This is a genomic window from Paraburkholderia sediminicola (assembly GCF_902859805.1).
Classification (GTDB): Bacteria; Pseudomonadota; Gammaproteobacteria; order Burkholderiales; family Burkholderiaceae; genus Paraburkholderia; species Paraburkholderia sediminicola.
Genome location: NZ_CADIKC010000007.1, coordinates 419,170 through 443,345, shown reverse-complemented (window position 1 = coordinate 443,345; position 24,176 = coordinate 419,170). Strand labels below are relative to the sequence as shown.

At 60.8% G+C, this 24,176-nt stretch carries 22 protein-coding genes and 1 tRNA gene; 3 read left to right on the top strand and 20 right to left on the bottom strand.

Annotated features, from left to right (window positions below):
* The 20 genes from R8871_RS25100 to R8871_RS25005 all read right to left on the bottom strand — a co-directional run bounded on the left by R8871_RS25100 (window position 1) and on the right by R8871_RS25005 (window position 20,829).
* The gene (locus R8871_RS25100; RefSeq protein ID WP_175052867.1) at window positions 1–1,491 is read right to left on the bottom strand and encodes an NADH-quinone oxidoreductase subunit M; all 1,491 of its coding nucleotides are present in this window, start codon (window positions 1,489–1,491) and stop codon (window positions 1–3) included.
* 14 nt (window positions 1,492–1,505) lie between these two features.
* Window positions 1,506–3,578 (bottom strand): NADH-quinone oxidoreductase subunit L, encoded by a 2,073-nt coding sequence (nuoL, locus tag R8871_RS25095; protein WP_175052866.1) that lies wholly within the window; start codon window positions 3,576–3,578, stop codon window positions 1,506–1,508.
* 17 nt (window positions 3,579–3,595) lie between these two features.
* Entirely contained in the window at window positions 3,596–3,901 is a 306-nt protein-coding gene (nuoK, locus tag R8871_RS25090; RefSeq protein ID WP_013339863.1) for an NADH-quinone oxidoreductase subunit NuoK, read from the bottom strand.
* A gap of 20 nt (window positions 3,902–3,921) precedes the next feature.
* Entirely contained in the window at window positions 3,922–4,611 is a 690-nt protein-coding gene (locus tag R8871_RS25085) for an NADH-quinone oxidoreductase subunit J (protein ID WP_175052865.1), read from the bottom strand.
* A 214-nt stretch (window positions 4,612–4,825) separates the two neighbouring features.
* Window positions 4,826–5,314 carry an NADH-quinone oxidoreductase subunit NuoI gene (gene nuoI, locus R8871_RS25080; RefSeq protein WP_012432383.1) on the bottom strand — a complete coding sequence of 163 codons (489 nt, stop codon included), beginning with the start codon at window positions 5,312–5,314 and terminating at the stop codon, window positions 4,826–4,828.
* Between the two features lie 15 nt (window positions 5,315–5,329).
* The gene (gene nuoH, locus R8871_RS25075; protein WP_175052864.1) at window positions 5,330–6,394 is read right to left on the bottom strand and encodes an NADH-quinone oxidoreductase subunit NuoH; all 1,065 of its coding nucleotides are present in this window, start codon (window positions 6,392–6,394) and stop codon (window positions 5,330–5,332) included.
* Entirely contained in the window at window positions 6,395–8,728 is a 2,334-nt protein-coding gene (nuoG, locus tag R8871_RS25070; protein ID WP_175052863.1) for an NADH-quinone oxidoreductase subunit NuoG, read from the bottom strand. It lies immediately after the preceding gene.
* Window positions 8,729–8,838: 110 nt separating this feature from the next.
* Window positions 8,839–10,167 (bottom strand): NADH-quinone oxidoreductase subunit NuoF, encoded by a 1,329-nt coding sequence (nuoF, locus tag R8871_RS25065; protein ID WP_175052862.1) that lies wholly within the window; start codon window positions 10,165–10,167, stop codon window positions 8,839–8,841.
* Window positions 10,164–10,649 (bottom strand): NADH-quinone oxidoreductase subunit NuoE, encoded by a 486-nt coding sequence (gene nuoE, locus R8871_RS25060; protein WP_054034960.1) that lies wholly within the window; start codon window positions 10,647–10,649, stop codon window positions 10,164–10,166. The genes nuoF and nuoE overlap by 4 nt, the downstream gene beginning before the upstream one ends.
* Before the next feature lie 131 nt (window positions 10,650–10,780).
* Window positions 10,781–12,034 carry an NADH-quinone oxidoreductase subunit D gene (locus R8871_RS25055; RefSeq protein WP_093639630.1) on the bottom strand — a complete coding sequence of 418 codons (1,254 nt, stop codon included), beginning with the start codon at window positions 12,032–12,034 and terminating at the stop codon, window positions 10,781–10,783.
* A gap of 9 nt (window positions 12,035–12,043) precedes the next feature.
* Window positions 12,044–12,646: an NADH-quinone oxidoreductase subunit C gene (locus R8871_RS25050; protein ID WP_093639627.1), complete on the bottom strand. Its 603-nt coding sequence runs from the start codon at window positions 12,644–12,646 to the stop codon at window positions 12,044–12,046.
* Between the two features lie 21 nt (window positions 12,647–12,667).
* A complete protein-coding gene (locus R8871_RS25045) occupies window positions 12,668–13,147 on the bottom strand; it encodes a NuoB/complex I 20 kDa subunit family protein (protein WP_006052903.1) in 480 nt (159 codons plus the stop codon).
* Between the two features lie 63 nt (window positions 13,148–13,210).
* Window positions 13,211–13,570 carry an NADH-quinone oxidoreductase subunit A gene (locus tag R8871_RS25040; protein ID WP_007175615.1) on the bottom strand — a complete coding sequence of 120 codons (360 nt, stop codon included), beginning with the start codon at window positions 13,568–13,570 and terminating at the stop codon, window positions 13,211–13,213.
* Window positions 13,571–13,730: 160 nt separating this feature from the next.
* Window positions 13,731–13,815 (bottom strand) — tRNA-Leu (locus R8871_RS25035).
* Window positions 13,816–13,928: 113 nt separating this feature from the next.
* Window positions 13,929–14,306, bottom strand: a complete 378-nt coding sequence (gene secG, locus R8871_RS25030) for a preprotein translocase subunit SecG (RefSeq protein WP_054034962.1) — start codon at window positions 14,304–14,306, stop codon at window positions 13,929–13,931.
* Between the two features lie 82 nt (window positions 14,307–14,388).
* Complete coding sequence (gene tpiA / locus R8871_RS25025) at window positions 14,389–15,168, bottom strand: triose-phosphate isomerase (RefSeq protein WP_175052861.1); 780 nt, start codon at window positions 15,166–15,168, stop codon at window positions 14,389–14,391.
* 126 nt (window positions 15,169–15,294) lie between these two features.
* A complete protein-coding gene (locus R8871_RS25020) occupies window positions 15,295–16,311 on the bottom strand; it encodes an NAD(P)H-quinone oxidoreductase (RefSeq protein ID WP_175052860.1) in 1,017 nt (338 codons plus the stop codon).
* A 230-nt stretch (window positions 16,312–16,541) separates the two neighbouring features.
* The gene (gene pnp, locus R8871_RS25015) at window positions 16,542–18,689 is read right to left on the bottom strand and encodes a polyribonucleotide nucleotidyltransferase (RefSeq protein WP_175052859.1); all 2,148 of its coding nucleotides are present in this window, start codon (window positions 18,687–18,689) and stop codon (window positions 16,542–16,544) included.
* A gap of 340 nt (window positions 18,690–19,029) precedes the next feature.
* A complete protein-coding gene (gene rpsO, locus R8871_RS25010) occupies window positions 19,030–19,302 on the bottom strand; it encodes a 30S ribosomal protein S15 (protein ID WP_011487489.1) in 273 nt (90 codons plus the stop codon).
* A gap of 204 nt (window positions 19,303–19,506) precedes the next feature.
* Entirely contained in the window at window positions 19,507–20,829 is a 1,323-nt protein-coding gene (locus R8871_RS25005) for a branched-chain amino acid ABC transporter substrate-binding protein (protein ID WP_175052858.1), read from the bottom strand.
* A gap of 184 nt (window positions 20,830–21,013) precedes the next feature.
* Here R8871_RS25005 and R8871_RS25000 point away from each other — a divergent pair, with 184 nt between their 5' ends.
* The 3 genes from R8871_RS25000 (at window position 21,014) to R8871_RS24990 (ending at window position 24,118) form a co-directional block, all read left to right on the top strand.
* On the top strand, window positions 21,014–21,577 hold the full coding sequence (locus R8871_RS25000) for a hypothetical protein (RefSeq protein ID WP_175052857.1): 564 nt from the start codon (window positions 21,014–21,016) through the stop codon (window positions 21,575–21,577).
* Window positions 21,578–21,807: 230 nt separating this feature from the next.
* Window positions 21,808–22,443, top strand: a complete 636-nt coding sequence (locus R8871_RS24995) for a carbonic anhydrase (protein ID WP_175052856.1) — start codon at window positions 21,808–21,810, stop codon at window positions 22,441–22,443.
* Window positions 22,444–22,537: 94 nt separating this feature from the next.
* Window positions 22,538–24,118 (top strand): SulP family inorganic anion transporter, encoded by a 1,581-nt coding sequence (locus R8871_RS24990; protein ID WP_175052855.1) that lies wholly within the window; start codon window positions 22,538–22,540, stop codon window positions 24,116–24,118.
* The last annotated feature ends 58 nt before the right edge of the window (window positions 24,119–24,176 follow it).

Here is a 24,176-nt window from a genome sequence, read left to right as displayed (position 1 = left end):
TTACTGTGGCAACGGCAGTTTGGACTGCGCGACGTGGGAGAGGAGGTTTTCCACGGATACGTGCATCACATCGGTAAAGGGCTTCGGATACAGGCCCATGAACAGCGTCAGTGCGGCGAGCACTGCCAGCATGAAAAATTCGCGACGGTTGATGTCGAGGAGGCCCTTCACGTGATCGTTGGCGATCGCGCCGAAGTACACCCGCTTGTACATCCACAGCGTGTAGGCCGCGCCGAGAATCAGCGTGACAGCCGCACCGCCTGCGATCCAGAAGTTGTACTGGACAGCAGCCAGAATCACCATGAACTCGCCGACGAAACCGGAAGTACCCGGCAAGCCGCAATTGGCCATGGAGAACAGCATCACGAACGCCGCGAACTTCGGCATCACGTTGACGACGCCGCCGTAATCGGCGATCTGACGCGAGTGCATACGGTCGTACAGCACGCCGATGCTCAGAAACATCGCGCCCGAGACGAAGCCGTGCGAGATCATCTGTACGATCGCGCCTTCCACGCCGAGCTGATTGAAGATGAAGAAGCCGAGTGTCACGAAACCCATGTGCGCGATCGACGAATACGCGACCAGCTTCTTCATGTCGGTCTGCACCATCGCGACCAGACCGATGTAGATCACCGCGATCAGCGACAGCGTAATGACCACCGGCGCGAGGAAGTGGCTGGCGTCCGGTGCGATCGGCAGCGAGAAGCGCACGAAACCGTACGCGCCCAGCTTCAGCATGATCGCGGCCAGCACGACCGAGCCGCCGGTCGGCGCTTCCACGTGGGCGTCAGGCAACCACGTGTGAACCGGCCACATCGGCACCTTCACGGCGAAGGCCATGAAGAACGCGATAAACAGCAATATCTGCGGGGTCATGCCGATCTGCGCGTTCTGCCACGTAGCCAGATCGAACGTGCCGGTCTGGATGTACAGGTACAGCAACGCGACCAGCATCAACAGCGAGCCCATCAGCGTGTACAGGAAGAACTTGAACGCCGCATACACGCGGTTCGCCCCACCCCACACGCCGATGATGATGTACATCGGAATCAGCGTCGCTTCGAAGAACACGTAGAACAGCATGCCGTCAGCCGAGCTGAACACGCCGACCATGATGCCGGAGAGGATCAGGAATGCAGCAAGGTACTGCGCCACGTTCTTCGTGATGACTTCCCACGCGGCGATCACAACGATCACCGTAATCAATGCGGTCAACACGACAAACCACATGGAGATGCCGTCGACACCCAGGTGGTACGTGATATTGAAGCGCTCGATCCAGTTCGCCTTTTCGACGAACTGCAGATCGGCGGTGCTCGAATCAAAACCCGTAATCAGCGGGATCGTCACAATAAAGCTGACGACCGAGCCGATCAGCGCAATCCAGCGCGCCGGAGCCGGGTTCCGGTCGGAACCGATAGCCAGGACCAGGAGACCTACGAGGATCGGTAACCAGATCGCGATACTGAGAATCGGATAAGCGTGCATTAGTGTCCCTCGCCTTATTTGCCGCCGAGCGTTACAAACAGGGTCAGGAGCCCCAACATGCCGATAATCATGGCAAACGCGTAGTGGTAGATGTAACCGGATTGGAGGAAGCGGATCACGCCGGCAAACCAGCCGATAAAGCGTGCGCTGCCGTTGACGATACCGTCGATCACCACGACGTCGCCTTCCTTCCAGAGACCACGGCCAATTGCCACAGCGCCCCGCGCGAACACGACTTCGTTGATCTTGTCCATGTAGTACTTGTTGTCGAGCAGCGTGTAGATCGGACCGAACGCGCGCTTGATGACAGCCGGCAGATCAGGACGAACCAGGTACAGGAACCACGCGGTCACCACACCCGCGAGCGCCAGCCACACCGGCAGACCCGAGACCGAGTGCAGGCCCATCGACGCCCAGCCCTGGAATTCTTCCGCCATCTCGTGCAGCGCCGGATGGTTTTCGCCGATGAAGATGACCTTGTCGAACGCCACGCCGTGCTGGAAGAAGTCGCCGAACAGCATCGGACCGACACCGATCGCACCGATCACGATCGACGGAATCGCCAGCAGCACCAGCGGCACCCACACCACCCACGGCGTTTCATGCGGCTCATGCGCGTGGTCGTCGTGACCATGACCGTGGCCGTGTGCGTCGTGGCCGTGACTGTCATGCGCGTGCGCGGCTGCTTCGATGCCCATCGGCGATTCCGGATGCTTCGGATCGCGGAAGCGCTCCTTGCCGTGGAACACCAGGAAGTACATACGGAACGAGTACAGCGCGGTGACAAACACGCTCGCCACCACCGCGAAGTACGCGAAACCCGAACCCGGCAGATGCGACAGCTTCACTGCATCGATGATCGAGTCTTTCGAGTAGAAACCGGAGAAGAACGGTGTGCCGATCAGCGCGAGCGAACCGACCAGCGACGTGATCCACGTGATCGGCATGTACTTGCGCAGGCCGCCCATGTTGCGGATGTCCTGATCGTGGTGCATGCCGATGATCACGGAACCCGCGCCGAGGAACAGCAGTGCCTTGAAGAACGCGTGCGTCATCAGGTGGAACACGGCGACCGAGTAGGCCGATGCGCCGAGTGCGACCGTCATGTAACCGAGCTGCGACAGCGTCGAGTAAGCCACCACGCGCTTGATGTCGTTCTGGACGATCCCGAGGAAGCCCATGAACAGCGCCGTGATCGCACCGATCACCATCACGAACGACAGCGCCGTATCCGACAGTTCGAACAGCGGCGACATGCGCGTCACCATGAAGATACCGGCCGTCACCATGGTTGCCGCGTGAATCAGTGCGGAGATCGGCGTCGGGCCTTCCATCGAATCCGGCAGCCAGACGTGCAGCGGGAACTGCGCCGACTTACCCATTGCGCCGATGAAGAGGCAAATGCAGGCAACCGTCAGCAGGCCCCAGTCCGTACCCGGGAAGCTCAATGCTGCAAGTTCGGTGCGCTTCGCGAAAACATCGCCGTAGTTCATCGAGCCAGCGAACGCGAACAGCAGGCCGATACCGAGCAGGAAACCGAAGTCGCCGATGCGGTTCACGATGAACGCCTTCATGTTCGCGTAGATCGCCGTCGGACGCGTGAAGTAGAAGCCGATCAGCAGGTACGACACCAGACCCACCGCTTCCCAGCCGAAGAACAGCTGCAGGAAGTTGTTGCTCATCACGAGCATCAACATCGAGAACGTGAACAGCGAGATGTACGAGAAGAAGCGCTGGTAACCGTCGTCGTCGGCCATGTAGCCGATCGTGTAGATGTGCACCATGAGCGACACGAAGGTCACCACGCACATCATCATCGCCGTCAGCGAATCGACCAGGAAGCCGATCTCGAACTTCGTCTGGCCGATCTGCATCCAGTCATAAACGGTCGCGTTGAAGCTCGCGCCGTCCATCACCTGGAAGAAGACGATGGCCGAGAGGATGAAGGAGATCGCGACGCCGAGGATCGTGACCGAATGCGCGCCGGCTCGCCCTACCGCTTTCCCAAACAGCCCCGCAATCAGGGAGCCGGCCAGCGGTGCCAGCGGGATCGCCAGCAGCAGGTTTTCATTGAGTGTCGTTGACATAACCGCTTTACCTGAAATTAACCTTTGAGCTGATCGAGGTCCTCGACATTGATCGTGTCGAGGCTACGGAACAGGGTCACCAGAATTGCGAGGCCGATCGCCGCTTCAGCTGCTGCAACCGTCAGCACGAAGAAGACGAAGATCTGACCATGCACGTCGCCGAGGTAATGCGAGAACGCGACGAAATTGGTGTTCACCGCCAGCAGCATCAGTTCGATCGCCATCAGGATGATGATGACGTTGCGACGGTTCAGGAAAATGCCCACGACGCTGATCGCAAACAGGATCGCACCGAGGACAAGGTAATGAGCAAGGGTCAACATGATTTCTATCTCCTGTCCGCTCAGCTGTTTTTAGCAGGTGCCGAGTCGGCCGCTGCGGCTGCCGCTGCGGCGGCTTCTTCTGCCGCGACAGTTGCCGCGGTCTTTTCAGATGCCATCTTCACGATACGCACACGGTCCTGAGCACGCACCTTGACCTGCTCGCTGATGTTCTGGCGCTTGCTGTCTTTCTTGTGGCTCGTGGTCAGCGCAATCGCCGCGATGATCGCCACCAGCAGTACGAGGCCGGCGACTTCGAACGCGAAGATGTAGTCGGTGTAGATGACCTTGCCGATCAGACGCGTATTCGACCAGTCCGCCATGCCGTTCGCGGCAGCCGTGGTGTCGCGCAGCGCCGTGGCGGTCGCGCCGTAGCCGTGCCACAGGATCAGCGCGGTCTCGATCACGATGATCGCGCCCACCAGCGTGGCCATTGGCACGAAGCGTTTGAAGTCTTTGCGCAGCACGTCGATATTGATGTCCAGCATCATCACGACGAACAGGAACAGCACCATCACCGCGCCGACATACACCAGCACCAGCAGGATCGCGAGGAACTCGGCCTGCAGCAGCATCCAGATCGCGGCTGCATTGAAGAACGCCAGCACCAGAAACAGTGCGGACGAAACCGGGTTGCGCGAGGTGATCACCTTCAGCCCTGAAACCACCAGGAGCAGCGCGAAGATGTAGAACAGTACGGTCGTGAATTCCATGATTACCGGTTCATCGTTAGGCCATCGTCAGGCATTGTTCTTTGGCACGGGGCGGATAAAGCGGCCGAAACCGCCAGAACATCCGCACAGGTGCGCCGTGCCGCGGCACTCAGGCCGCGGCGCTCGGCCCGACAACAGGCCGTGTTACTGCTGCATTTACTGCCGCGTTTATTGCCGCGCTTTTTGCCGCATTTACCGCTTTAACCGAAATGCTTCAACGATACGGCGCGTCGGCTGCCTTGTTCGCAGCGATCTCCGCTTCGTAGCGATCGCCAACGGCCAGCAACATGTCTTTCGTGAAATACAGGTCGCCGCGCTTCTCGCCGTGATATTCGAGAATGTGCGTCTCGACAATCGAATCGACCGGGCAGCTCTCTTCGCAGAAACCGCAGAAGATGCACTTGGTCAGGTCGATGTCGTAGCGCGTCGTGCGGCGCGTGTTATCCGCACGGGTTTCCGATTCGATCGTGATGGCGAGCGCCGGGCACACCGCTTCGCACAGCTTGCAGGCGATGCAGCGTTCTTCGCCGTTTTCATAGCGGCGCAGCGCATGCAGGCCGCGGAAACGCGGCGAAATCGGCGTCTTCTCTTCCGGGAACTGCACCGTCACCTTGCGCTGGAACGTATAACGTCCGGTCAGCGCGAGGCCTTTGAGTAGCTCCGTCAGGAAGAAGGTCTTGAAAAAGTTTTGGATTGCGGTCATGGGTTCATCCGCCCTTTATTTCCAGATATTCAACGGCGACATGATCCAGAAGCCGACCACGATGAGCCACACCACGCAAACCGGAATGAAAATTTTCCAGCCCAGACGCATGATCTGGTCGTAGCGATAGCGCGGGAACGTGGCACGCGCCCAGATGAATACCGACAGCAGGAAGAAAACCTTGGCGACGAGCCAAACGATGCCCGGAACAAACGACAGGAAGCCGAACGGTGCGCTCCAGCCGCCGAGGAACAGTGTTGCAGCCAATGCCGAGATCACGATCATGTTGATGTACTCGGCGAGGAAGAACAGCGCGAACGCCATCCCCGAGTAATCGATCATGTGGCCCGCGACGATTTCCGACTCACCTTCCACCACGTCGAACGGGTGACGGTTCGTTTCGGCGATGCCCGAGATGAAGTACACGACGAACATCGGCAGGAGCGGCAGCCAGTTCCACGACAGGAAGTTCAAGCCGTAGCTGGCGAAAATGCCGCGTTCCTGTGAACCGACGATCTCCGACAGATTCAGACTGCCCGCCGTCATCAGCACGACGACGAGCGCAAAGCCCATCGAAATTTCGTACGAGACCATTTGAGCGGCCGCGCGCATGGCACCGAGGAACGCGTATTTCGAGTTCGACGCCCAGCCCGCCAGAATCACGCCGTACACGCCGACCGACGAAATCGCCATCGCGTAAAGCAGACCTGCGTTGATGTCGCCGAGAACCGCGCCCGCCTGGAACGGAATCACCGCCCAGACCGCGAAGGCCGGCACCACCACCATGATCGGCGCGATCAGGTAGATCCAGCGGCTCGCCTGAGCCGGCTGAATCACCTCTTTCAGCAACAGCTTCAGCACGTCGGCGATCGGCTGCAGCAAACCTGCCGGGCCCACGCGGTTCGGGCCGAGACGCACGTGCATCCAGCCGATCAGCTTACGCTCCCACAGAATCAGGTAAGCCACGCACAGCAGGATCACGACGGCCACCACCAGGATGCGCACCAGTGCCCACACCGTGGGCCATGCCACACCGAGAAGCTGGGTGCCGCCCGAGTTGATCGTATCGAACAAGCTCATTTACGCCTTCTCCACCACCAGTTCACCGAACAGGCTGCCCAGCGCTGCACCGGCAGGCGTAGCCGCCGATACGCGGACGACCGTCTCCGCAAGATTTGCGTCGCGCACGGCCGGCAACTGCACCGATTGCTCGCCCTGGCGCACGCGCACTGCGTCGCCTTCCTTCAAACCCAGTTTGTCGAACAGCGCAGCCGGCAGACCGGCCGAATTTGCTGCGCGCGCCGCTGCCGTCAGATGCAGCGATTCGGCACGGCGTACCAGCGAGTCTGCGTGGTAAATCGGCACGTCGGCAATACGCTCGAACTTGCCTTCCGCTGCCTTCGCTGCCTTGCCGCGTGCAACCGTGGCGCCCGTCTTGTTCGACAGGCGCGACTTGATCTCGCCGTCGCCAAGCGCTGCCGTGCGCACTTCTTCCGAGGTGTCGAATTCGAAACCCGGCACGCCCAACAGGCTACCCAGGACGCGCAAGACCTTCCATGCCGGACGCGTGTCGCCGAGCGGGCGCACGACGCCGTTGAACGTCTGCACCGTACCTTCGGCGTTGACGAACGTGCCGGCCGTTTCCGTGAACGGTGCGATCGGCAGCAGGACGTCAGCGTATTCGGCGCCCATCTGGAACGGCGACATCACGACGACCATTTCAGCCTGCTTCAGCGCGGCCAAAGCCTGCGCCGGATTGGCCGTGTCGAATTCCGGTTCGACGTTCAGCAACACATAACCCTTGCGCGGTTGCTCGAACACTTCGCGAGCGTTCAAACCGCCCTCGCCCGGCAATGCGTTCACCAGATGCGCACCGACCGTGTTAGCGGCTTCCGTGAGGAAACCCAGCGTGGCACCGGTCGCGTCTGCGATCCATTGCGCCGCGGCGTGGATCGCGGCGAAGTCCGGATGACGGACTGCGCCGTTGCCGAGCAACACCACACGCTGTTCGCCGGTGGCGAGCGACTTCGCGATTTGTTTGTTGGCGTCCGTCGGCTGCGTGCCGGCGAAGGCTTCCGGCAGTGCAACGCCGTTCGCTTCCGACACCGCGCCCGCGATACCAGCCAGTGCGTCGAGCCATGCCGACGGCGCGGCAACCACGCGTTGCGCTTGCGGAATCAGCGCGTCGTCGTTGGTGGCTTGCACGAGCGTGAGCTTCGTGCCGCTCTTGGCGGCTTGACGCAGACGCGCGGCAAACAGCGGATGATCGCGGCGCAGATCTGAACCGATCACCAATGCGGCGTCGAGGTTCGAGAGGTCGGCGATCGCCGTACCGAGCCACGGCGCACCGTTCACAGGCGCGGAGAAATCCGACTGACGCAGACGGAAGTCGACGTTAGGCGTGCCGACCGCCTGGGCCAGCTGCTTCAACAGGAACAATTCTTCGACGGTGCTGTGGGCGCTGCCGAGCGCGGCCAGCGCGTTCGCGCCGTGGTCGCCCTTGATGCCCTTCAGACCCTTGACTACGTATTCGAGTGCGGATTGCCAGTCGGTCTCGACCCACTTGCCGCCTTGCTTGAGCATCGGCTGCGTGAGACGTTCCGGGCTGTTCAGACCTTCGTACGAGAAACGGTCCTTGTCCGAAATCCAGCATTCGTTGATGGATTCGTTTTCGAACGGCAGAACACGCATCACGCGATTGTTCTTCACTTGCACCACGAGGTTTGCGCCGACGGAATCGTGCGGGCTCACCGACTTGCGGCGCGACAGTTCCCACGTGCGTGCGCTGTAGCGGAACGGCTTGCTGGTCAGCGCGCCCACCGGGCACAGATCGATCATGTTGCCCGACAGTTCGGAGTCGACCGTCTTGCCGACGAACGACGTGATTTCCGAATGCTCGCCGCGACCCAGCATGCCGAGTTCCATCACGCCGGCGACTTCCTGGCCAAAGCGGACGCAACGCGTGCAGTGAATGCAACGCGACATTTCTTCCATCGAGATCAGCGGGCCGACGTTCTTGTGGAACACGACGCGCTTTTCTTCGCTATAACGCGACGACGACTTGCCGTAACCCACCGCCAGATCCTGCAACTGACACTCGCCACCCTGATCGCAGATCGGGCAATCCAGCGGGTGGTTGATCAGCAGGAATTCCATCACGGCTTGCTGGCCCTTCACGGCCTTGTCCGACTTGGTGCGCACAATCATGCCTGCCGACACCGGCGTGGCGCATGCGGGCACGGCCTTCGGCATCTTTTCGACATCGACCAGACACATCCGGCAGTTGGCCGCAATCGACAGCTTCTTGTGATAGCAGAAGTGAGGAATGTACGTGTCGACCTTATGCGCAGCCTGGATCACCATGCTGCCTTCAGGCACCTCTACTTTCTTGCCGTCTATTTCAAGTTCAACCATGATGGTCAATCTTCCTTAACCTGTTACCGCTCAATCGTTCGCCCCGTTCAGCGCCCATTTCAGGCGATGAATCCCGCGGATGACGTGTTCTGGTGCGCTACTTCGCGTACTTAGGCAGCCACTGTTTCTGACGCCGCTGCCGCACCGGCGTGACCGCCGACGAGGCAATGCTTGTGGGCGACGTGGTATTCGAATTCGTCCCAGTAGTGCTTAAGCATGCCGCGAACCGGCATGGCCGCTGCATCGCCGAGCGCGCAAATCGTGCGGCCCATGATGTTCTCAGCGACCGAGTTCAGCAGATCCAGATCTTCCGGACGGCCGAGCCCGTGTTCGATACGATGCACGACGCGATAGAGCCAGCCGGTGCCTTCGCGGCACGGCGTGCACTGACCGCACGACTCTTCGTAATAGAAGTACGACAGACGCAGCAGCGAACGGACCATGCAACGCGTCTCGTCCATCACAATGACCGCGCCGGAACCGAGCATCGAGCCAGCCTTGGCGATCGAGTCGTAGTCCATGTCGGTCTGCATCATCATTTCGCCCGGGATCACCGGTGCCGACGAGCCGCCTGGAATCACGGCCTTGATCTTCTTCCCGCCGCGCATGCCACCGGCCAGTTCCATCAGCGTGGCGAACGGCGTGCCGAGCGGAATTTCATAGTTGCCCGGACGTTCGACGTCGCCTGCAACCGAGAAAATCTTCGTGCCGCCATTGTTCGGCTTGCCGATTTCGAGGTAATTCTGCGGACCGATCGCGAGCAGGAACGGCACCGCGGCGAACGTCTCGGTGTTGTTGATCGTGGTCGGTTTGCCGTACACGCCGAAGCTCGCCGGGAACGGCGGCTTGAAGCGCGGCTGGCCTTTCTTGCCTTCGAGCGACTCGAGCAGCGCGGTTTCTTCGCCGCAAATGTAGGCGCCGTAACCGTGGTGCGCATGCAGTTCGAACGAGAAGCCCGAACCCATGATGTTGTCGCCGAGGAATCCGGCGCGGCGGGCTTCTTCCAACGCTTCTTCGAAGCGTTTGTAGACTTCCCAGATTTCGCCGTGGATATAGTTGTAGCCGACCGTGATGCCCATCGCGTACGCGCCGATGGCCATGCCTTCAATCAGCGAGTGCGGATTGAAACGGAGGATGTCGCGGTCTTTGAATGTGCCCGGTTCACCTTCGTCCGAATTGCAGACGAGGTACTTCTGCCCCGGGAACTGACGCGGCATGAAGCTCCACTTCAGACCGGTCGGGAAGCCTGCACCACCACGGCCGCGCAGACCCGACGCCTTGACGTCGGCGATCACCTGCTCGGGCGGAATCTTTTCTTCCAGAATGCGGCGCAGCTGGGCGTAACCGCCGCGCGCCACATAGTCTTCGAGATGCCAGTTGTCGCCGTTCAGGCCGGCGAGAATCAGCGGTTTGATGTGACGATCGTGTAAAGACGTCATTTCGAAAGTTCCTCGAGCAGCTGGTCGATCTTCGCGCGGCTCATGAAGCTGCACATGCGATGGTTGTTCACCAGCATCACCGGCGCATCGCCGCACGAGCCCATGCACTCACCTTCTTTCAAGGTGAACTTGCCGTCAGCCGTGGTTTCGCCGAAGTCGATGCCGAGCTTCTGCTTCAGATATTCAGCGGCACTGTCTGAGCCGCCGTCCGGGCCGAGTTGGCACGGCAGGTTCGTGCAGAGCGTGATCTTGTATTTGCCGACCGGCGAGGTCTCATACATCGTGTAGAAGGTAGCCACCTCCTGCACGGCGACCGCCGGCATGCCGAGATAGTCCGCGACGAACTGCATGAGTTCGGGCGACAGCCAGCCATGCTCTTCCTGAGCAGTAGCCAGTGCCGACATCACGGCGGACTGTTTCTGATCGGCGGGATACTTCGCGATCGCACGATCGATTTCTTTCAGGCCTTCAGCTGAGATCATTTTCAGACACGACTCTTTCAATTCCTACCGAACGAAAACCCGTCGCGCGTTGCATGTTGCGACAGACCCGGCGTTCCTTTGCTTGACGCGCGCTTCGGTGCAACCTGAAGACGCGCGCTGATGAATACGTCCTAGCGATCGACTTCGCCGAACACGATGTCCTGCGTACCGATGATCGTCACAGCGTCGGCAATCATATGACCGCGCGCCATTTCGTCGAGCGTGGACAGGTGCGCGTAGCCCGGCGCCCGAATTTTCAGGCGATACGGCTTGTTCGCGCCGTCCGAGATCAGGTAGATACCGAACTCGCCCTTCGGATGCTCGACCGCGGCATATGCCTCGCCTTCGGGCACATGGAAGCCTTCCGTGAAGAGCTTGAAGTGGTGAATCAGATCTTCCATGTTCGACTTCATTCCGACCCGCGACGGCGGCGCAACCTTGTGATTGTCGACCATCACCGGACCCGGATTCTTGCGCAACCACTCAATGCACTGTTTCACAATCCGCGTGGATTGGCGCATTTCCTCGACGCGAACCAGATATCGGTCATAGCAGTCGCCATTCACGCCGACCGGAATGTCGAAGTCGAGCTTGTCGTAGACCTCGTACGGCTGCTTCTTGCGCAGATCCCATTCGATACCCGAGCCGCGCAACATCGCGCCGGTCATGCCGAGGTTCAGCGCGCGTTCCGGGCTGACCACGCCGATACCGACCAGACGTTGCTTCCAGATCCGGTTGTCGGTGAGCAGCGTTTCATATTCGTCGACGCACTTCGGGAAACGCGTGAAGAAATCGTCGATGAAGTCGAGCAGCGAACCTTGGCGGTTCTCGTTCATCCTCGACAATGCCTTCGCATTGCGGATCTTCGACGCTTTGTATTGCGGCATTGCGTCAGGCAGATCGCGGTACACGCCGCCCGGACGGTAATAAGCCGCGTGCATCCGTGCGCCGGACACCGCTTCGTACACGTCCATCAGGTCTTCGCGTTCGCGGAACGCGTACAGGAACACCGCCATCGCGCCGACGTCGAGCGCGTGTGCACCGATCCACATCAGGTGGTTCAGCACTCGCGTGACTTCGTCGAACATCACCCGGATGTACTGCGCGCGAATCGGCACTTCGATGCCGAGCAGCTTTTCAATCGCCATCACGTAGCCGTGCTCGTTGACCATCATCGACACGTAGTCGAGGCGGTCCATATACGGCACGGACTGGATGAAAGTTTTGGTTTCCGCGAGCTTTTCGGTCGCGCGATGCAGGAGGCCGATGTGCGGATCGGCGCGCTGGATGACTTCGCCGTCGAGTTCGAGCACGAGGCGCAGCACACCGTGCGCAGCCGGGTGCTGAGGACCGAAGTTGAGCGTGTAGTTCTTGATCTCTGCCATGGCGTTCTCTTAGTGTTTCAGACCGCCATAGCGATCCTCGCGGATCACGCGCGGCGTGATTTCCCGCGGCTCGATCGTCACAGGCTGATAGACGACGCGCTTCTCTTCCGGGTCGTAACGCATTTCGACGTAGCCGGAGACAGGAAAATCTTTACGGAACGGGTGACCAATGAAACCGTAGTCGGTCAGGATGCGGCGCAGGTCCGGGTGACCCTCGAAGACGATGCCGTACAGGTCGAATGCTTCGCGTTCGTACCAGTTGGCCGAACTCCAGATATCAACGACTGACGCGACGATCGGCATTTCGTCGTCTGGTGCGAATACACGCAGACGCAGGCGCCAGTTGTTCTGTACCGACAACAAATGCAGAACGGCCGCGAAACGCGGGCCGTCGTATGCGCCATCGGCGTAGGTCTGATAGTCGACGCCGCATAGATCGACCAGTTGCTCGAAACCGAGCGAACGATCGTCGCGCAGACGCGTTGCCACATTGATGTAGTCGCTCGCCTTCACGACGATCGTCAACTCACCGATTGCCTCGGTGGTGCTCAACAGGAGGCCGCCAAAGGCCGCCTCGAGGTTCGCTTTCAGGGTCTCGAGTTTGCTTGCCATATTGTGGGGGAGGCGTTGACCTTATTGACGGGCGATTGTGTTGGTGCGGCGGATCTTGGCCTGCAGCTGGATCACGCCATACACCAGCGCTTCTGCCGTAGGCGGACAACCTGGCACGTAGACGTCGACCGGCACGATCCGATCACAGCCGCGCACCACCGAATAGGAATAGTGGTAGTAGCCGCCGCCGTTCGCGCACGAGCCCATCGAAATCACCCAGCGCGGCTCGGCCATCTGATCGTAGACCTTGCGCAGAGCCGGCGCCATCTTGTTGCACAGCGTGCCGGCGACGATCATCACATCCGACTGACGCGGACTCGGACGAAACACCACGCCGAAACGGTCAAGGTCATAACGGGCAGCGCCCGCATGCATCATCTCGACCGCGCAGCACGCGAGACCGAACGTCATCGGCCACAACGAGCCGGTGCGCGTCCAGTTGATCAGTTTGTCAGCCGTCGTGGTGACAAACCCTTCCTTCAAGACCCCTTCGATACTCATTTGCTTTCCACTCCAGACGGGGCGGCAAGCCTTGGCCACCCACGCAAACCGGCGATTAATCCATCATTCCCAGTCGAGGCCGCCCTTCTTCCAGATATAGGCAAAGCCCAACAGGAATTCGAGCAGGAAAATCATCATCGCCATGAAGCCAGGCCAGCCGATGTCGCGCAGGGCTACACCCCACGGGAACAGGAACGCGGTTTCAAGGTCGAAAATGATGAAGAGAATGGCGACGAGGTAGTAACGCACATCGAACTTCATGCGCGCATCTTCGAATGCTTCGAAGCCGCACTCGTATGGTGCGTTTTTCTCGGTATCGGGCTTGTTGGGACCGAGGATCTTGCCAATGCTGACCAGTGCTACGCCTAAACCGGTGCCCACAATGAGGAACAACAAGACGGGGAAATAGGCTGCGAGGTTCAAGACTATCCTCTATCGGTTGGTTCTGAATGCCGCCAAGAGCATAGCACTCCTGGCGCGAAATCACTTCGGCAACGCACATGCCGCAAGCCCAACGCAAGCCGCGCGTCAGAAGTGAAAATGCCAGCCGAAGCGAAGCAAGCGGCTGGCATTAGATAACATTTGGTGCCGACGGCGAGACTCGAACTCGCACAGCTTTCGCCACTACCCCCTCAAGATAGCGTGTCTACCAATTTCACCACGTCGGCACTAACTGCAATCCGGGAAAACAACTTATAAAACCCGCGAATCGCTTCAAGACTTAGATTGTAACTGGTCTAAACAGTTTGTTCAACGCACAAAAGCACTTTGAACGAAAAATTTATTTCGGCACATCCGTAGCCGGGACGGACGCAGCCGATGCCGGCAATACTGCCGAGCCACCAGCCGGAGCGGCCGCAGCAGAAGCCGCGACCGGTGCGGTCACAGCCGCGCCCAGCAAGCCTGCGGACGGTTTCGCACGATACGCGCCGAGGTACGTAAGCGTCAATGTCGTTACAAAAAACACGGCTGCAAGCACGGCCGTGGTACGCGACAAAAAGTTTGCCGAACCGGTCGCGCCGAACAGGCTGCCCGATGCGCCGCTACCGAAAGCAGCGCCCATATCGGCGCCTTTGCCGTGCTGCAGCAAGACAAGGCCAATGACCCCGAGTGCCGACAACAGCTGAACGACGATAATCAATGTTTTCAAATACAGCATCACACTCACCTGAGTCTTTATTTAACCGCACCACACAAAGTGTGCCGTGCGGGATTGGGTCATCCTCGCCGAGGCGCCCTGCTTAACCGGCGACGCTCGTCGCAGCCGCCGCTTTGCAGATCGCCAGGAAATCCTGGTCTTTCAACGACGCGCCGCCGATCAGGCCACCGTCGATATCCGGCTCGCGGAACAATTCTTCCGCGTTCTCCGGCTTCACACTGCCGCCGTACAACACCGGCACATCCGCTACCGCGGCGCCCTTTGCCGCCAGACGCGAACGCAGGAAAGCATGCACTGCCTGCGCCTGATCCGATGTAGCGCTCTTGCCGGTGCCGATCGCCCAGACGGGCTCGTACGCGACGACGATGCGTGCCGCATCGGCTACCGACAGCTTCGCCAGCACCTCATCCAGCTGCCCGCCCACCACCTGCTCCGTCGAACCAGCCTCACGCTCTTCAAGCGTTTCGCCGACACACACGATCGGGGTCAAACCTGCTTCGAGTGCACGCTGCGTCTTCACCGCAACCAGCTCCGCGCTTTCGCGATGATAAGCACGGCGCTCCGAGTGCCCGACGATCGCAAGCGTGGCGCCGAAATCCACCACCATCTGCGCAGCCACTTCGCCGGTATAGGCGCCATGCGTGAACGCGGAGACATCCTGCACGCCCCACACGACCTTGCTGCCTTCCAGCAACGATTGAGTCTGCGCGAGATAAGGGCTCGGCACACAGACACCGACGCGCACATCAGCCGGCAATTCTCCCGCGCCTTGCGCCACGGCCTGCAACAGCGTTGCGTTTTCGGCGAGGCGCCCGTGCATCTTCCAGTTACCGACTACCAGCTTGGCTCGTTGTTTCGACATCGTCTCGTCGTCTCGTGTATTGGCGGCGGACTTGGTTTGCGCTTACAGCCCACCTTTCGTATTCATGCGGCGTGCGCAAAACGCGCAATTTTACTGCGTGGGGTGGATCGGGTCAAACCGACCGCGTCAAGCGTCCTGACCCCAAGTCAGCATGATCTTGCCGACGTGCGTGCTGCTTTCCATCAGCGCGTGCGCTTCGGCGGCTTGCGCTGCCGGAAACACACGGTGCACCACCGGCTTGATGCGGCCGTCTTCGAGGTGCGGCCACACACGCTCTTTCAACTGCGCGGCGATCTTCGCCTTGAACTCGATCGACCGCGGACGCAACGTCGAACCCGTCACCGTCAGGCGGCGACGCAGCACCTCGTTCAGATTGAGCTCCGCTTTCGCGCCGCCCAGCAAGGCGATCAGCACGATGCGGCCGCCGTCGGCCAGCGCGGTGAGCTCGCGCGGCACATAACTGCCCGCCACCATGTCGAGGATCACGTCGACACCGCGATCGTTCGTCAGCGACTTGATGACTTCGACGAAATCTTCAGTTTTGTAGTTGATCGCCCGTTCGGCACCGAGCGCTTCACAGGCGCGGCACTTTTCGTCCGAGCCGGCTGTGGCGAACACGCGAAAACCCAGCGCATGCGCAATCTGGATCGCCGTCACGCCGATGCCGCTCGAGCCGCCCTGCACCAGCAGCGTCTCGTTCGGGGCGCCCTCGCCCTTGCCGAGTTGCGCACGGTCGAACACATTGCTCCACACCGTGAAGAATGTTTCCGGCAGCGAAGCCGCCTCGACATCCGACAAACCGGCGGGTACCGGCAAGCACTGCAACAGCGGAGCGGTCGCATATTCCGCATAACCGCCGCCCGCAAGCAACGCGCACACGCGATCGCCGATTTTCAGACCGAATGGATTGTTCTTCTCGTCGATGGTGCCACCGACGATCTCACCCGCCACTTCCAGCCCCGGCAGATCCGACGCGCCCGGCGGCGGCGCATAGCCACCTTTGCGCTGAAACACGTCCGGACGGTTGATGCCTGATGCCGCCACCTTGATGAGCACTTCGCCCGCTTTCGGCTGCGGCGTGGGCCGCTCTGCCAGTTTGAGGACTTCCGGCGCGCCAAATTCGGTGATTTCGATCGCTTTCATCTGCGTCAACTCCAAGATTGGATTGCGTTGCCTACTGACACGAATTGGCAAAAATCGCCTGAACCGCGACGAAGCGCTTCATGCAACCAGAGTACCCGCTTATGCCGGTTTGCACCTGTCTGCATCTGCGCGTGCCTGCCTGTGCCTGCTTGCAACGCAATCCACCCTGCACCCTTCATGAAAAACGGCCGGCGCGCATTCGCGCTGCCGGCCGTCGCCCTGCTACCGCATTACTGCGGCGTCGGTTCGCCTTGCGGCGCGCCGTTTGCACCTTCATTCAGCAACGCCTTGGCCGACAAACGCACACGGCCCTTTTCGTCCGTCTGGATGACCTTGACCTTCACCTGCTGACCATCTTTGAGATAGTCGTTGATGTCCTTGATACGCTCGTTGGCGATTTCGGAGATGTGCAGCAGACCGTCCTTGCCCGGCAGGATGTTCACGATCGCGCCGAAATCGAGCAGCTTCAGCACGGTGCCTTCGTAGACCTGGCCCACTTCGACTTCCAGCGTGATGTTCTCGATACGCTTCTTCGCTTCGGCCATCCCTTCGCTGCTCGTGCTGGCGATGGTGACGACGCCGTCGTCCGAAATATCGATCGTCGTGCCGGTTTCTTCGGTCAGCGCGCGGATCACCGAACCACCCTTGCCGATCACGTCGCGGATCTTTTCCGGGTTGATCTTGATGGTGATCATGCGCGGTGCGTAGTCCGACAGCACCGTGTTCGCGCCCGACACAGCCGAGGTCATCTTGCCGAGGATATGCATACGGCCTTCCTTCGCTTGCGCGAGGGCGACCTGCATGATTTCCTTGGTGATGCCCTGGATCTTGATGTCCATCTGCAGCGCGGTCACGCCTTGTTCCGTACCCGCCACCTTGAAGTCCATGTCGCCGAGGTGATCTTCGTCGCCAAGGATGTCGGTCAGCACGGCAAACTTGTTGCCTTCCAGGATCAGGCCCATCGCGATGCCGGCGACGTGCGCCTTCATCGGCACGCCGGCGTCCATCAGTGCGAGGCAGCCGCCGCACACCGAAGCCATCGACGAAGAACCGTTCGATTCCGTGATTTCCGACACGACGCGGATCGAGTAGCCGAATTCGTCGGCGCTCGGCAGGCATGCAGCCAGCGCGCGCTTGGCCAGACGACCGTGACCGATTTCACGGCGCTTCGGCGAACCGACGCGGCCCGTTTCGCCGGTCGCGAACGGAGGCATGTTGTAGTGGAGCATGAAGCGTTCGCGGTACTCGCCTTCGAGCGCGTCGATGTTCTGCTCGTCGCCCTTGGTGCCCAGCGTTGCGACAACCATAGCCTGCGTTTCGCCACGCGTGAACAGTGCCGAACCGTGCGTACGCGGCAGCACGCCGGTACGGATTTCGATCGGGCGCACGGTGCGCGTGTCGCGGCCGTCGATACGCGGCTCGCCGTTCAGGATCTGCGTACGGACGATCTTGGCTTCGATGTCGAACAGCACATTGCCGACGCTAGCCTTGTCTGCTGCAACCGTGCCGGCTGCCGCTGCTTCTTCTTCCAGCTTGGCCGACGTCGCTGCGTAGACTTCCTTCAGCTTGGTCGAACGGGCTTGCTTGTCGCGGATCTGATAAGCAGCGAGCAGATCGGCTTGCGCCAGTTCCGACACGCGTGCGATCAGCGGCTCATTCTTGGCAGCCGGCTTCCAGTCCCATTCCGGCTTGCCACCTTCGCGAACCAGTTCGTGGATTGCGTTGATCGCGATCTGCATCTGGTCGTGACCGAACACCACAGCACCGAGCATCACTTCTTCGGTCAGTTGTTGCGCTTCTGATTCCACCATCAGCACCGCGCGCTCCGTACCGGCGACGATCAGGTCGAGTGCCGATTCCTTCATCTGCGGACGCGTCGGGTTCAACACGTATTCGTTGTTGATGTAGGCCACGCGTGCTGCGCCGACCGGGCCGTTGAACGGCAGACCGGAAATAGCGAGCGCCGCCGACGCGCCGATCAGCGCGGGGATGTCAGCGGGGATTTCGGGGTTCAGCGACAGGACGTGGATCACGACCTGGACTTCGTTGTAGAAGCCTTCCGGGAACAGCGGACGCAGCGGACGGTCGATCAGGCGCGAGATCAGCGTTTCGCCTTCCGACGGGCGGCCTTCACGGCGGAAGAAACCACCGGGGATCTTGCCTGCGGCGTAGGTCTTTTCGAGGTAATCGACGGTCAGCGGGAAGAAGTCCTGGCCCGCCTTGGCAGTCTTGGCGCCGACCACAGTAGCCAGCACAACGGTGTCTTCGACATCGACGATCACCGCACCGCTCGCCTGACGAGCGATTTCGCCCGTTTCGAGGCGAACCTTATGTTGGCCCCACTGAAATTCTTTGACGATCTTATTGAACATAGTCATTGCTTTTCCTCTTCGTTATGCCGCGCGGACCAGAAGCGGCGCGGCAACGCCAGGACCGGCGCCACAGGGGAAGAGTAGTGTTATGCCATTCCAGAGAACCACGCCCTACGTGATGTACGCGCGCGAACCGCTGGAATGACACAAAGCTCTGCCCTGGAGCCCGGCCGTATTTCTGCTATTTTTGCTGCTTTTTTTACTACTGTTTTCCTGCTAGGCGCCGCATGAATCGTCACGCTACCGCGACCGGCAGGCAGTGCACATCACATGAAGCGCACCGTGCAAAAACAAAATGCCTGTATCAGTGGAACTGACACAGGCATCTTGCTGAACGACTGGCCGATTACTTACGCAGACCCAGCTTCTCGATCAGTGCGCGGTAACGATCCGCGTCCTTACCCTTCAGGTAGTCGAGCAGCTTACGACGGCGGCTCACCATGCGCAGCAGACCGCGGCGGCTGTGGTGATCCTTCGTGTGTGCCTTGAAGTGAACGGTCAGTTCGTTGATGCGGGTCGTGAGCAGCGCGACCTGAACTTCGGGGGAGCCGGTGTCGTTAGCTGCGCGTGCGAATTGCGCAACGACTTCGGACTTCTTGCTTGTTTCAACTGCGGACATGTCGATTTCCTTGAGAACTAGACAGGCGGTCACGGAAGAAAGGCCGTGCCGTGGGTTACCCGTGTGCGCACATTTGCACTGATTTGCACTTACTTACAGCCATGCCTCACAACGGGACGCATATTGTAGCACAGCCCAATCCGGCCGCGAACCCTGCTGTGCCGGGCGGGATCGTGGCCAGCCCGGGTTTGTTCAGGGGCCGCTTTACGGCCGTTTCATCTTGCACACCGTTGACGGCACAGTCCGCTCGGGCGGCAAAGCCAGCACCGTGCGGAAACCATAGCCGGAACCTTCGTTGTCGAACTTGACGCCCGGCGTGCCGGCTTTGTCCATTTCCATCACATAAAGGGGCTGGATCAATTGATGGTCGTCGGCACGCATCCAGGAGGCGTGGAAGCCGTTGTCGAACTTGATGCCCTCCAACGCCCGCGCGACCGCCGTCGGGTCGGCACTGCCGGCGCGGTTCATCGCCACGGCGAGGGTCTCGATCATCAGTGACATACGCAGCACCGGGTAGTCGTCTTGCGCGGCCGGGAAACGGGCACGAAACGCCGCGTACCACGCGTCGGAGGCCGCGCCGCCGGCGTTCGGGTGCCAATCGGCCACCGCGATCACGTGTTTGACGCCGGCATCGCCCAGCGCGGCAGGCGCGCCGAGGCTGTTGCCGTAGAAGGTGTAAAACCGGGTGTCCAGACCCTGCTCTCTCGCCGCCTTGACCAGAAGCGTCAGGTCGTTACCCCAGTTGCCGGTGATCACCGCGTCCGCGCCGCTTGCGCGAATCTTCGCGATGTACGGCGCGAAGTCCTTCACGCGGCCGATCGGATGAAATTCGTCGCCGACGACTGCAATATCCGGCCGCTTTGCCGCCAACGTCGAGCGCGCGAGGCTGCTGACATCGTGGCCGAAACTGTAGTCCTGGTTCAGCAGATAAACCTTCTTCACTGCTTTGTCGCGCTGGATCACATCAACCAGCGCGTCCATGCGCATGCCCGCATGCGCATCGAATCGGAAGTGCCAGAAACTGCAATTGGCGTTGGTCAGGGCGGGATCGTCGGCGGAATAATTGAGGAACAGTTCGCGATTAGCCGGCTCGCGGCTGTTCTGCTTTTCGATCGCGCCGATCAGCGCGGCCGCCACGGCCGAACTGTTGCCCTGCATGATGTAACCGATGTGCCGGTCCGCGGCGGCGCGTAGTTGCACCAGCGCCTCCTCAGCGCTGCCCTTGCTGTCGAGCACGACCAGTTCGAGCGGATGTGCGCCATCGGCGAGCTTCACGCCGCCCTGCGCATTCACCTGTTCGACGCCGAAGCGCAGATTGCGCTCCACCGCCGCGCCCGCATTCGCAAAGGGGCCGGACATGCCTTCGATCAGCGCCAACTGGATCGGTGTACCCGTCGGCATACTGACCGGCTTGCTTGCCGGACCCGACATCGTTTCTCCCGCGGCGAGCGCCGCCGCAGCCATCGAAATCGCTGCCAGCGCCACGACTGCCGCTGCTGCCGCCCGTTGCCACTTCGCCATCGTCATTGCCCCGCTGGATTCGTCGAAGCGCGGATCATAGGGCGTTCCAGATGGAATAAGCAAGCCGGCAAAGCCGTTATCGTAATAACGGCGAGGGCTTGTACAAGGCGCAAATCTTTTGCCGCCGCCCGTGTCAAAATAATGCGTCTCGATGATAAAAACCGCTACACAAATGCCATCGGAGGAATTCATGTTCAACCGCCACCCATCCACGGCGGCCTCGATCGAAGCGCCGCCCGCAGCACGCCTGCGCCGCGCCGCGCTCGTCTGCCTGAGCGCGCTTGCGCTCACGGCTACGCTCGCCGGCTGCGTGCAGCCATGGCAGCAATACCAGCAAGGCGCGGACGAATCGACCATCGTCGCCCGCCTTGGCGCGCCGCGCGAAAGCTACGATCTGCCCAACGGCGGCAAGCGGCTGATGTGGCCGACCCAACCGATGGGCGAAACCACTACCGCCGCTGATATCGACGCATCCGGCAAGATCGTCACGGTGCGTCAGGTGCTCCAGCCCAACGAGTTCTACCGGGCGGAAATCGGCAAGTGGACGAAGAGCGACGTGCTGGTGAACTTCGGCCGCCCCGTCGAAACCTCGTACTTCCCGTTGATGAAGCGCGAGGTCTGGACGTATCGCTATCTGGAAGACAACGTCTGGTACATGATGTACAGCTTCTATTTCGACGACCAGGGCATTGTGCGGCTCACGCAAAAAACGCCTGATCCCTTGCACGACCCGGATCGCCGCAGCCTGTTCTGAGTGTTCGCTCGAACCCATTGCGCATGGATCTGCCAAGCCGCCTTTTCAGGCGGCTTTTTTTTATTTATTGCGCATGCCCGCGAATTTTATTTCGCGCACAGCGATTTATTTTTTGATAGAAAGGTTTTCGTAAGCATTGATTCAGCGCCGAATACACCCGCTGCGCCGTCCGGGGCACAGCCGTGGAGTCGGCGAAGAGTCTGTGCGCCCTACTTACGGAGCCACTATCGATGAACCGTCCGAAACGCCTGCTGGTCGCCAACGTCGCATGGGCGCATGAAACCGCCGCGCGCAACCCCGAATTTTTCCGTGATCTGGCGCGGGGCCAGAATCCGCACGTGCTGTGGGTCGGCTGCTCGGACAGCCGCGTACCCGCGGAAACCATCACGCATTGCGAGCCTGGCGATCTGTTCGTTCACCGCAACATCGCCAACCTTTTTCATCCCGACGACGACAACACCGCGAGCGTCCTCGAATACGCAGTGCGGGTGCTGAAGGTGGGGCACGTGATCGTCTGCGGGCACTATGGCTGCGGTGGTGTGCGTGCCGCCCTGCTGCCGCCGGAACCGACGCTGCCGCATGTGAATCGGCGGATCGCGCCTCTATGTGCGCTGGCAAAGACGCACGGCGACGAGCTCCAGAGCCGCGCAAGCGAGCGTGAGCGTATCGACCGCCTCGCGGAGTTGAACGTGCTCGAACAGGTACGCCAGTTACGCGCGAGCGCGATCGTGCGGGACGCTGACCCGGCACCGCTCGTTCACGGCTGGATCTTTGCGCTCGAGGACGGGCGCATCAAGGTACTCGCGTCCGGCTACGAAGCCGATGACGCGATGACCTGCACAACAGCCGCCCATAGCGCCGCCTAGTGCGCAGCTCTTATCAAACCGGCCTCAGCATGGCCTCCGCCTTTGTCTTTGCCTTCGCCGCAAGCAAGGCTCCAACCATTTCTGCACCGACCCCATGAACCTACGAGCTTTCTTTTCCACATTTCAGCGCGATCTGCTGGCAGGCACGGTCGTTTTTCTCGTGGCGCTGCCGCTATGTCTGGGCATCGCCAACGCGTCGGGCGTCGAGCCATTTGCCGGGCTTGTGTCGGGCATCGTCGGCGGACTGGTGGTGGCCGTGCTGAGCGGTTCGCGGCTGAGCGTCAGCGGGCCCGCGGCGGGCCTCGTGGTTATCGTCGTCGACGGAATCGCGCAACTCGGCAGCTTCTCCGCGTTCCTGCTGGCCGTGTTGCTGTCCGGCGCGATTCAATTCGGCTTCGGCATGCTGAAGGCCGGCAGATTTGCCGCCTACGTCCCATCGCCCGTGATCAAGGGCATGCTCGCGGCGATCGGCGTGTTGCTGATCGTCAAGCAGTTTCCGCTTGCGCTTGGGCTATCCGGCGCGAATGCGTCGGCCGGGTCGCACGCTGCTGCCCAGATGGCCGGTAGCGTAACGACGCCGTTCGGATCGATATCGCTCGCGGCCTGCGTGATCACCTTGCTCTCGCTCGCGATTCTGGTGGGCTGGGAAACGCGCGCGTTGCGCCGCTTTGCGCTGGTGCGCCTTGTACCCGCGCCGCTCGCGGTGGTGCTGCTGGGCATCGGCGCGACGCTGCTGCTCAGCCTGCTCGCCCCATCGCTTGCGCCGCCTGCCGAGCATCGCGTTGCGCTGCCGTCGCTCGAATCGTTCGCCGCGTTGCAAGTCGCTCTCCAATGGGTCGACTTCGGGCCGCACTTCGCGCAACTGGTCAATCCTGATGTCTGGCGCGTCGCCATCACGCTGGCGATCGTCGCGAGTCTCGAAACGCTGCTGAGCCTCGAAGCGGTCGAACAGATCGATCCCGCCCGACGTGCCGCACCGCCGGATCGCGAATTGAAGGCACAGGGCGTGGGTAATCTGATTGCCGGCGCGATCGGCGGCCTGCCGATCACCTCGGTCATTGTGCGTAGCTCTGCCAATGTGCATGCAGGCGCGCAGAGCCGGCTGTCCGCGATCATTCATGGTGTGTTGCTGCTGGTCAGTGTGTTCGCGCTCACCAGCGTCATCAACCTGATTCCGCTTGCGTGCCTTGCAGCGATTCTTATTTTCACCGGCGTGAAGCTCGCCAAACCGTCATTGTTCGTCGCCGTCGCCAAGCAGGGGTTCGCACCGTTTGCGCCGTTCATCGTCACGCTGGTCGGCGTGCTCGCCACGGATCTGCTGGTCGGCATCGTGCTCGGCATTCTGTGCAGCGTGCTGCTCGCGCTGTATGCGAACCTGCGCAGCCCGATCGTGCTCGCGCAGCACGGCGATCACTATCTGCTGTCGTTTCGCAAGGACGTGTCGTTTCTCGGCAAGGTGCCGCTCAAACACTACCTGCAGCAGATTCCCAACGGCGCAACCTTGATCGTCGACGCAACGCGTGCCGACTTCGTCGATCACGATGTGCGCGAACTGTTGGACACATTTGTCACCGATGCGCCGCGCCGTGAGATCGCGGTCGAAGTGCGACATCAGGTCCAGACGCAGGCACGCGCGGCGCGCGGATGGTCGATGCGCCGCGCGGCTGCGGAGTAGTTTCAGCACGCGGCTCACGAAGGAGGAGACACCACAAAAGCAAGAAGCCCTGTGCTTT